The sequence below is a fragment of the Dehalococcoidia bacterium genome, from assembly GCA_021295915.1.
In the GTDB taxonomy this organism is placed as follows: domain Bacteria; phylum Chloroflexota; class Dehalococcoidia; order Lucifugimonadales; family UBA1123; genus VXRN01.
This window is the reverse complement of the sequence record JAGWBK010000062.1, coordinates 1-8,963: the sequence shown is the minus strand read 5'-3', so window position 1 is coordinate 8,963 and position 8,963 is coordinate 1. Positions and strand designations below refer to the sequence as shown.

10 protein-coding genes are annotated in these 8,963 nt (G+C 60.9%); 8 read left to right on the top strand and 2 right to left on the bottom strand.

The genetic code is table 11. From position 1 onward, the window contains the following. The first annotated feature begins 72 nt into the window (after window positions 1-72). The 5 genes from J4G14_14035 (at window position 73) to J4G14_14015 (ending at window position 3,858) form a co-directional block, all read left to right on the top strand. Window positions 73-438, top strand: a complete 366-nt coding sequence (locus J4G14_14035; protein ID MCE2458909.1) for a GxxExxY protein — start codon at window positions 73-75, stop codon at window positions 436-438. A gap of 256 nt (window positions 439-694) precedes the next feature. Next, the gene (locus tag J4G14_14030; GenBank protein MCE2458908.1) at window positions 695-1,480 is read left to right on the top strand and encodes a hypothetical protein; all 786 of its coding nucleotides are present in this window, start codon (window positions 695-697) and stop codon (window positions 1,478-1,480) included. A gap of 295 nt (window positions 1,481-1,775) precedes the next feature. Beyond that, a complete protein-coding gene (gene ruvC / locus J4G14_14025) occupies window positions 1,776-2,270 on the top strand; it encodes a crossover junction endodeoxyribonuclease RuvC (protein MCE2458907.1) in 495 nt (164 codons plus the stop codon). Window positions 2,271-2,273: 3 nt separating this feature from the next. Further along, on the top strand, window positions 2,274-2,855 hold the full coding sequence (ruvA, locus tag J4G14_14020) for a Holliday junction branch migration protein RuvA (GenBank protein MCE2458906.1): 582 nt from the start codon (window positions 2,274-2,276) through the stop codon (window positions 2,853-2,855). 202 nt (window positions 2,856-3,057) lie between these two features. Further along, complete coding sequence (locus J4G14_14015) at window positions 3,058-3,858, top strand: class I SAM-dependent methyltransferase (GenBank protein MCE2458905.1); 801 nt, start codon at window positions 3,058-3,060, stop codon at window positions 3,856-3,858. A gap of 88 nt (window positions 3,859-3,946) precedes the next feature. Here the strand turns inward: J4G14_14015 and J4G14_14010 are convergent, their stop codons facing one another. Beyond that, the gene (locus tag J4G14_14010; protein ID MCE2458904.1) at window positions 3,947-4,531 is read right to left on the bottom strand and encodes an HD domain-containing protein; all 585 of its coding nucleotides are present in this window, start codon (window positions 4,529-4,531) and stop codon (window positions 3,947-3,949) included. Between the two features lie 295 nt (window positions 4,532-4,826). Between J4G14_14010 and J4G14_14005 the strand changes: the two genes are divergently transcribed. Together J4G14_14005 and J4G14_14000 are read left to right on the top strand one after the other, a co-directional pair. Then, window positions 4,827-5,771 (top strand): CehA/McbA family metallohydrolase, encoded by a 945-nt coding sequence (locus J4G14_14005; protein MCE2458903.1) that lies wholly within the window; start codon window positions 4,827-4,829, stop codon window positions 5,769-5,771. A gap of 5 nt (window positions 5,772-5,776) precedes the next feature. Next, a complete protein-coding gene (locus J4G14_14000) occupies window positions 5,777-7,303 on the top strand; it encodes a glycoside hydrolase family 32 protein (GenBank protein ID MCE2458902.1) in 1,527 nt (508 codons plus the stop codon). A gap of 10 nt (window positions 7,304-7,313) precedes the next feature. On the opposite strand, the gene J4G14_13995 is transcribed toward J4G14_14000, so the two are convergent. After that, on the bottom strand, window positions 7,314-8,039 hold the full coding sequence (locus tag J4G14_13995) for a glycosyltransferase (GenBank protein ID MCE2458901.1): 726 nt from the start codon (window positions 8,037-8,039) through the stop codon (window positions 7,314-7,316). Window positions 8,040-8,439: 400 nt separating this feature from the next. Here J4G14_13995 and J4G14_13990 point away from each other — a divergent pair, with 400 nt between their 5' ends. Further along, the gene (locus J4G14_13990) at window positions 8,440-8,658 is read left to right on the top strand and encodes a GNAT family N-acetyltransferase (protein ID MCE2458900.1); all 219 of its coding nucleotides are present in this window, start codon (window positions 8,440-8,442) and stop codon (window positions 8,656-8,658) included. The last annotated feature ends 305 nt before the right edge of the window (window positions 8,659-8,963 follow it).

Genomic DNA, 8,963 nt, shown 5'->3' with positions numbered 1-8,963 from the left:
CAGTTGGACTGGTGAGTGCATTGTATCTCGCCAACCCAAAGAACGAGGCTTCAGCAAGCCTTTTTCAGCAGCCTGCTAAAGGACGAAGTATATGCGGTCGTGGGCGCCGCTATCGAAGTGCATCGGGAACTGGGGCCAGGATTTCTCGAAGCCGTCTATCAGGAAGCGATGGAGGCAGAACTGCACCATCGACAGATTCCATTCGAATCCCAGAAGCCGGTGACGATACGCTACAAAGACCGTGTTCTGGACAAGAATTACTTTGCCGATTTAGTCTGCTTCAATCAGGTCCTCATAGAAATCAAGGCGATTGACCGCCTCTCAGGCAAAGAGCACGCCCAGATACTCAACTATCTGAAAGCAACAGGCTTCAAAGTAGGCATCCTGATAAACTTCGGCAGCCACGGCAAACTAGAGTGGAAAAGATTCATCAACTGACCATATCCACAAAGGACACGAACAGACACTAAATGCCTTCACAGAAACTTAGAGACCTTAGTGTCCTTAGTGGAAAAATAGACATAAGATACTTAGAGTCCCTTCGTGCCCTTAGTGGACAAATAGAACCATAAACATCCTCATCAAAAAGCCGCGAAGGTACACTAAGTCTGGTTACAGAACCCTTAGCGCCCCTTCGTGCCCTTAGTGGATAATTTCTTCAACCCCCTTCGTACCCTTAGTGGATAATAAAACCATGAACATCGGCATACTAGGCGCATCCACCTACGAACCAATCCTCGAACGCACCCACACGAGGATCGACGTCGACACCCGCTTCGGCACCGTCAGCGTCCTCGAAGGCGGGATCGGCTCCGCCACCGTCTACTACATCCGGCGCTTCGGCCCCAACGACAACCTGCAGGCCGACCTCGTCAACCACGCCGCCCACTCCGTCGCCTTCAGACAGTTGGGCGTCCGCCGCGTCATCACTCTCAACGGCTTCGGCGCGATCAACACGGACTACAGGGTCGGCGACCTCGTCGTCTACAGCGACTTCATTCGCATGTGCGAACGCACTCCCACGACCGTCTTCGACGGCGACGAGGGCTGGTTCAGGGCCAACATGAACGTCCCGTTCTGCCCCGGACTGCGCCGCGCACTTGTCGACTCCGCTCGTGCCGAGACAGACCGCCGCGTCCACGACGGCGGTGTCAACATCTGCGTCCAGGGCCCGCACAATGAGACCCCTGCCGAGATCGACGCCTACCGCATCTGGGGCGCCGACCTCATCTGCACCACGATCTACCCCGAGGTCGTCTACTTCAGAGAGCTCGAGATGTGCTACGCAGGCCTGTCCTGGCTGAGCGACGTCGCCGGCGTCGAAGACGCATCCGACTGGGTCATGATCACCCCCGACAACCTCGCCCCCATACTCCGCCGGGCCATCGAAGAACTCCCAACCGACCTCGACTGCCAATGCCAGGCCACCTGGTCCGGCGCCGAAGACACCCTGCCACCCTGGTACCAAGCCATCCGATAACCTTCTTTCCCTTCACGGGCTGAGAGGGGTAAGTATTCAGAAGCCGTCATTCCCGCGGAAGCGGGAATCCAGGGGCCGGGGGTGTCCTTCGACAAGCTCAGGACGAACGAACTGCCGGTTTACCTACCCCTGTCAGCTCCCTCAGGGTGAGGGGGAAAAGCCCTCACCGAAAGTAGGAACCCACCAGTAACAACGCCTGATCCCCTTAGCCTGTCGACCCCATTTCGTGCATAATCTTCTACACACACTTAGAGCCCTTCGGGCCCTTAGTGGATAATCACCTGGCAGCCAGCATTTGATCGTACTCGGAATAGACCCCGGAACCTACAGCATGGGCATCGGCGCAGTCGAGGTCGACGGCGACCAGTACGCCGTTACCCTGTCCACGGCGCTCAACCCGCCCCGCAAGGCCGGCATCGCCGAGCGCCTCGCGTGGCTCCACGAACGCCTCGACTCCATTGTGCAGGACCTCAACCCTGAGGTCGTCGCGATCGAGTCGCCCTTCGTGTCCCGCAACGTCAAGGCCGCTGTGGCCATCGGACAGTCGCAGGCCGTCGCTATGATCGCAGCCGCGTCTCACGGCGTGCCCGTCACCACCTACGCGCCTCGCGAGGTCAAGAAGGCTGTCACCGACTACGGCGGAAGCTCCAAGGAGCAGGTCCAGGGAATGGTGCAGACGCTGCTCGGACTCTCAGACCCGCTCGATCCGCCCGACAGGGCCGACGCGCTGGCAGTCGCCATCTGCCACGTACAGTCCACCCAGACACTCGGCATCGAGATGTGGGAGTAGCCGATGGTCTCATCACTGGTCACATCGATCTCTGGCACTCTCCAGCGGACCGGCGAGGACTGGGTCGACGTCGGTATGGGCGGCATCACACTCCGCGTCAGCATTCCCGGTACCGCCATCGACGGCGTCGGCAGGGTCGGCCAGGACATCACACTCTACACATCCCTCCAGGTCAGGGAGGACAGCATCTCCCTGTACGGCTTTCCGACTGAGGACGAGAAGCACACCTTCGAGACGCTGCTGAACATCAGCGGCATCGGCCCTCGACTCGCGCTCGCCATGCTGGGACGCTTCAGCCCCATGTCGCTGTTGGAGGCTGTCGAGGCCGGCGACACTAGGGCGCTGTCGACTGTGCCCGGAGTCGGACGCCGCACAGCCAGCAGGATCGTGCTGGAGCTGAAGGGCAAGCTCGACCTGGACTTCGCTCGCACCGACGGTGGGGGAGTGGACTCCGACCTCGTCGACGCGCTGACAGCCCTCGGCTACGGCTACACCGAGGCCCACGAAGCCATCTCCAGGACCAAGTCCGAGGCCCCCGACGAAGAGCGCATCCGAGCCGCCCTCGAATACCTGACCAGCGCATAACATGAGCCAATCGCCCAAAGACTCTGATAACTACCCCCTCTCCCTTGACGGGCTGACAGGGGTAGGCTCAGACAAAGTTAAATGACAACCAAAAGACCCCCTCTCCCTCAGGGAGAGGGCTGGGGTGAGGGTGAGAAGCTCGAACACCTACTTTTCTCATCTCCCTCAGAAAGACGGTGACTAACACTGTTCCACCTACACCATGCCCAATAGCCAAGAAACCATTTACGATCCCTGGGCCGAGATCTACGACTCGGTCTACTCATACGTCCGCTCCGACATCCCCCTGTACACCAGCGCCGCCATCGAGTCAGGAGGCCCGGTACTCGAGCTCGGCGTCGGCACAGGCCGAGTCGCGGTCCCCACAGCCGAGCATGGCATAGACGTCGTCGGCGTGGACAACTCCGAAGCCATGCTCGCGGTAGCCTCACGCAAGGTCGCCAACCTAGGTGAAGACGCCGGCAGCCTCGAACTCATCCAGGCAGACATAAGAGACTTCACCCTTCGCGATCAAGAAGGAAAGGGAAAAAAATTTCCGCTGGTTACTATGCCGTTCAGGGGCTTCCTTGCCATGCTCACCGTCGAGGACCAGTTCAGCGCACTGCGCCGGATCTACGAACACCTCCAGCCCGAGGGCATACTGGTCTTCAACATATTCGTCCCCGACCCGAACATGGCGCTGGAGCAGAGCGACGATCTGCGACACCTCATGGACGTAACCGACCCGGAGACCGGTCTCACCCGCGTGCTGTACCAGCAGAGCCGGTACGACTTCCACAACCAGATCGTCAGCGTGCGTATCCTGATCGAAGATCTCGACCGCGACAACGTCGTCACCCGCAGCATGTACCGCGACTACCAGCTCCGCTACTGCCACCGCTGGGAGGTCCACTACATGCTGCAGCTATGCGGCTTCGAGATCGAGTCCCTCTACGGCGACTTCGACCTCTCCGACTTCGACGAGTCCAGCACCGAGATGATCTGGGTAGCCCGCAAGCCCTGAGACACCGCGGGTACGATCAGCGTCCGAGATAGCGCAGAGTCTCCTGCGCCTTGCTCACCACCCACCCCGAGTCCGAGGCCGCGACGGGCTAGCCTTCCAGAAGTTGGCCGCTCGCGAGGACCTTCCAGAACGTCTCGTCTGCGATCGCGATTATCTCGCCGGCCAGGCTCCTGGTGATGTTCAGGCCTTCGGCTGAGTGGCCGCCGGCGATGTGCGCGATCTGCTCAGGCAGGCCTGCAGTAAGCGCGACGAAGACCCCGAACACCGGATGGCGCATGGACGGCGCACCCGTGATCCGAGGGTCGCTCCATCTCTCGATGTTGGCGGGATCGTACTCCCACGCCTTGCCTAGGTCGTGGCACAGACCTCCGGCGATCACCTCGTCGATGTCCACATGGAAGTGGCCGACCTCGTCCTTCAGCCCCTGCGCAATGGATACGCCGATCCGGGCCACTCCGTTGAGATGGGCCGCCTGGCCCCGTCCCTTCAACTCCGGCCCACCGGGGCCGCCGGAGCAGGCCATGTCGTTGATCCTGTCGAAGCTGCTCGACGAGAGAGACATCGCCCAGGCGTCGTAGACGAGCTCACGCAACTCATTGTCACCGATCATCTTCGCGTACGGGAGGTCTTCGATGACTCCAAGCCTCTGGACCCTATCAATTGAGAGTTTCATATCCTCCTCCTCCTCGCTGTTGGACTACTGACCCCACTGTGCCGGGTGACGGGGTCACCCAAGGCCTACGGTAACAGACGACTCAACTTTCGGAAGCTGCGTCAATTTGGTGGGTGCCTCCCTACGGAATCTAAAGTCCCCTCTCCCTCAGGGAGAGGGTTAGGGTGAGGGTGAAAACACTGCCCACCAAACTGACACAGGCTCCAGCTTTCGATGAGGGCTGAACTGCTACCTGGTGGGCCTGTATACTTGGGCACCGAACTATGGCCTGGTGTCTCACCGAAAGGCGGTATGGATGAGCGGAGCACAGTGGTACAAGGGAAACATCCACACGCACACGACCGAGTCGGATGGCGACGAGGACCCGCACAAGGTCACGAGCTGGTACCGGAGACACGGCTACGACTTCCTGGTGCTGAGCGACCACAATCACCTGACGCTGCTGGACTACGGCTCGGGCCGGCGCCGCTTCCGAAAGCCGCTGATGGTGCCGGGCGAGGAGGTCAGCGTCCGTATACACGGCGGCGAAACGCCGGTACACATCAATGGAATAGGCATCTCGCGGATCGTCGAGCCTATCGACGCTGACGACGTGGTCTCGACGCTGCAGGCCAACGTCGACGCGATAGTCCAGGCCGGCGGCATAGCATCCATCAATCACCCGAACTTTCAGTGGGCGTTCGACCACCGGCAAATAAGCCAGGTCAAGGGCGCCAGCCTGCTGGAGGTGTTCAACGGACACCCGGGCACGAACCTCTTCGGCGCTCCCGACAGACCGAGCTGCGAAGAGATCTGGGACGGCGTTCTCAGCGCCGGCCGGGTGATCTTCGGGGTGGCCACCGATGACTCGCACAACTATCACGACTTCGCACCGTGGATGTCGAATCCCGGACGTGGCTGGGTCATGGTGCAGGCCGACGAGCTGACACAGGAGGCGATCGTAGACGGCCTGGCGTCAGGCAGGTTCTACGCCTCAACCGGCGTGACCCTCACCCGGCTGGAGTGCTCCGCAGAGGGAATCTCGCTTGAGATCGAACAGGAGCGAGACTTCGTTTACACAACCCGCTTCACCGGCAAAGACGGCGAGCTACTGGCCGAGACCTCAGGCCTCACCGCTGAGTACAGGACCAACGGGACCGAAGACTACATCCGCGCCACCGTAGTCTCCTCCTCCGGCCCCCGCGCCTGGACACAGCCAGTCTTCCCAGCCCGAGATCCCCGCAATAGCTCCACGGAGTGACGTAGATGAAAGACTTCGACCAATACCTGATGCAGTCCTACGAGATGCGGGAGAGGCTTGTCGCGGACAAGTTCAGGCCGCGGTACCACTTCGTGCCGCCGGAGGGTCGCTGGAACGACGTCAACGGCACTGTGTTCTGGAAGGGCAGGTACCACACCGGCTACCTCCAGAAGATCCCCAACGGTCACGGCCAGCGCGACTTCTCGAGCTGGCAGCACGTCTCCAGCAGGGATCTCCTCCACTGGCGCTACCACAAGGCGTCACTGCGTGAGCCGCTGGAGGGCAGCAGGGGAGACTACTTCAACAGCGGCGACGTGATGGCAGGCGCCGACGTGCCCACCATCATCACCAACATGCCCGGTCGGGGCATCTGCATCTACCAGAGCCACGACGACAACCTGGACAACTGGGTCCCTCTCGCTGAGAACCCTGTGATACCACTCGACCCGGGGCTGGAGGGCGAGGAGACAAGGGCCTCCAGCAGGCTGCCGGAGTGCGTGATCTTCGACCCCAGCGGCTGGAAGGAGGGCGACACCTACTACGCCCTGATCGGCAACAAGAACTTCCGTCCCAGCTACGAGGGCGACTCCACCAGCCTGTTCAGGTCCAGCTACCTGCGGGAGTGGGAGTACGTTGGCCCCTTCTACAAGTCCGACAGGAAGTGGACCGAGGAGATCGAAGACTGCGCGTGCTCCAACTTCTTCCCCTTCGGCGACAGGCACATGCTGGTGATGCACACGCACCAGCCCTATGGCAAGGCGCAGTACTACATCGGGCGGTACGAGAACGAGCAGTTCTACCCCGAGATCCACGGTCAGCTCGGCCACCGGGGCAGCCTGGTCGTTGGCCCCGAGACGCTGCTGGACGACAGGGGCAGACGGATCTTCTGGGGCTGGGTTCGCGAGGCTCGCGGCCATAACTGGGAGACGTTCGGCTGGAACAGCATCATGACGCTGCCGTGGCAGTTCACACCCGACGACGACAACAGCCTGCTCATCGATCCTGTCGAGGAGCTGCGCTCCCTGCGCCACGACGAGCGCCGCCACGACGACGTCACCCTATCTGAAGGCGAGGAGATAACGCTCGACGGCTTCGAGTACGACTGCATGGAGATCAAGCTGACCATCGAGCCGAACGACGCCTCACGCTTCGGGATGAAGCTGCTGTGCTCGCCTGGAGGCGAAGAGGAGACGGTCGTGGCCTATGACGCTGAGAGTCAGCAGTTCGTGGTCGACTTCGAGAGGGCCAGCCAGAACGACGACCTGAGCTACGGCCGCGACATGCGCGACCACTCCAGTGGAGTCCGTCAGCAGATCGTGCCGTTCCCTCTGGAGCCAGGCGCAAGGCTGGACATCGACGTGTTCATCGACCGCTCCATCATCGAGATATTCGTCAACTCGCGGACCTGCATCGTCCAGAGGGTCTACCCCACCAGGGACGACAGCAGGGGCTTCAGGCTCTTCGCCGAGGACAGCCCTATCGCCGTCACGAACATCACCAAGTGGGAGATGGACGCCACCAACCCCTGGTGAGTTCTGGCGTCTACCGCACCGGACGCTTGTACCAGTCCGCCCACGCCGCCTTCCACCGTCGGAACAGCGCGATGAAGAGCGGGTTGGTGAACAGCAGCACCTTCCAGACCGGCATCTTGTCGAATCGCCGGGTCGACGGCAGCACCCTTGGCTTCCTCACGACCTGGACGCGCTGGCCCGTCCCCCTCGCGAGCTTCTTCAGGCTCCAGAGGAAGTCGACGTCCTCGCCGATCCACACACTCTCGTCGTAGCCGCCGACAGCGTCGAACGCGCTCCTGCGACAGAACTGCGTGGCCCCCTGGACCATCCCAGTGAGTCGCGCGAGCTGCCGCCAGCATCGCAGGTAGAGCCTGATGACCAGCCGCCGGGGACGGTACTCCACGTCGACACCGCCTCCGATACACCCAGGGTCGCTCATTACCTCATGCACGACTTCCAGGAGCGTGACCGGCACGATGACATCCGCATCCACGAACACCAGCACATCGCCCTCCGCAACGCTCGCCCCACAATTGCGCGCCCTCCCGATGCCCTGCACCGGCTCACCGACCACCGTCGCACCCTGATCCTCAGCTACTGCCGTAGTGTCGTCCGTGCTGTTGTTGTCGACGACGATCACCTCCACACCAACGTCAGCCCGGTCACGCAGACGCTCCGACGCCCGCCGAATCGAGTCCAGCGTGGCCGGAAGGTAGTCCACCTCGTTAAAGGCCGGGATGATGATGGAGAGGTTCATGAGCCTGTCCCAGATTAGTAGGCACTCCTATTTGGAGCGCGGGCATCTTGCCCGCCTTCGTTCATCCTGAGCCTGTCGAAGGACGCCCCCATCCGGCCTTCGCCGGAACGACGGGCTTTTGAACAGGTTGGGATCGTAGGTCTGGTCTGGCGAAACCATGTTACCCTCTGAAGATGAGAACGAACATTTCACAAGACGGCCAACCTGCCGAACAGGTACGCCGCAAACTATCTAGTCCACAGCCATTTCGACTCGTCACTGTTCGTGGACGCCTTCGTCACGGTGTGGACCTCGACCGTCCACGTGCTATTGAGATCGTAGAAGACCAGGTGCAGTACGGCTCCCAGACTACCTGAGCCTGGAACTGCGCCTGCGTGACGACGTCGCGGAGCTACGTCTGATGCGAGTCGCCGAGGACACCTGGAGACAGGGCATCGGCACCCGGCTAACAGAGGTCGCCATCGACTGGTGTCGCCACCACGAAATCCGCAACCTGGTACTCAGCACAACCACCCCACAGAAGCCCGCCATCTGCCTGTACCACAAGCTGGGGTTTCGTGAGGCGGCGCGCACGTTCATCGACAGGTACGAGTTGGTGTGGCTGCGGCTTGAGTTGTAATCTTGGGGCAGGAGAACGAATGCACGTATCTGACCCACATCAAGCAGATAATCCAAGCTAGCGATACTAGAAAGTAGAATGTGGTCCTTGCAAGGGCAAAGAAACGAGCCATGACGAGACACTAACTTGGAGGTTATTGAAAGAGCCGAGAGTGAGTTGGGGAAGCTAGGCTATACCATCAACGAAGATACCCGACAGGTGTCAGCGCCAAGCTTAAACTGTGCGCTAACGTGTCGCCGTCCAGGGAAAATGTCCGCCTAAGTGTTCAGCGATTATGTCCGTTCGTAACGTTGCCGATGGTAACA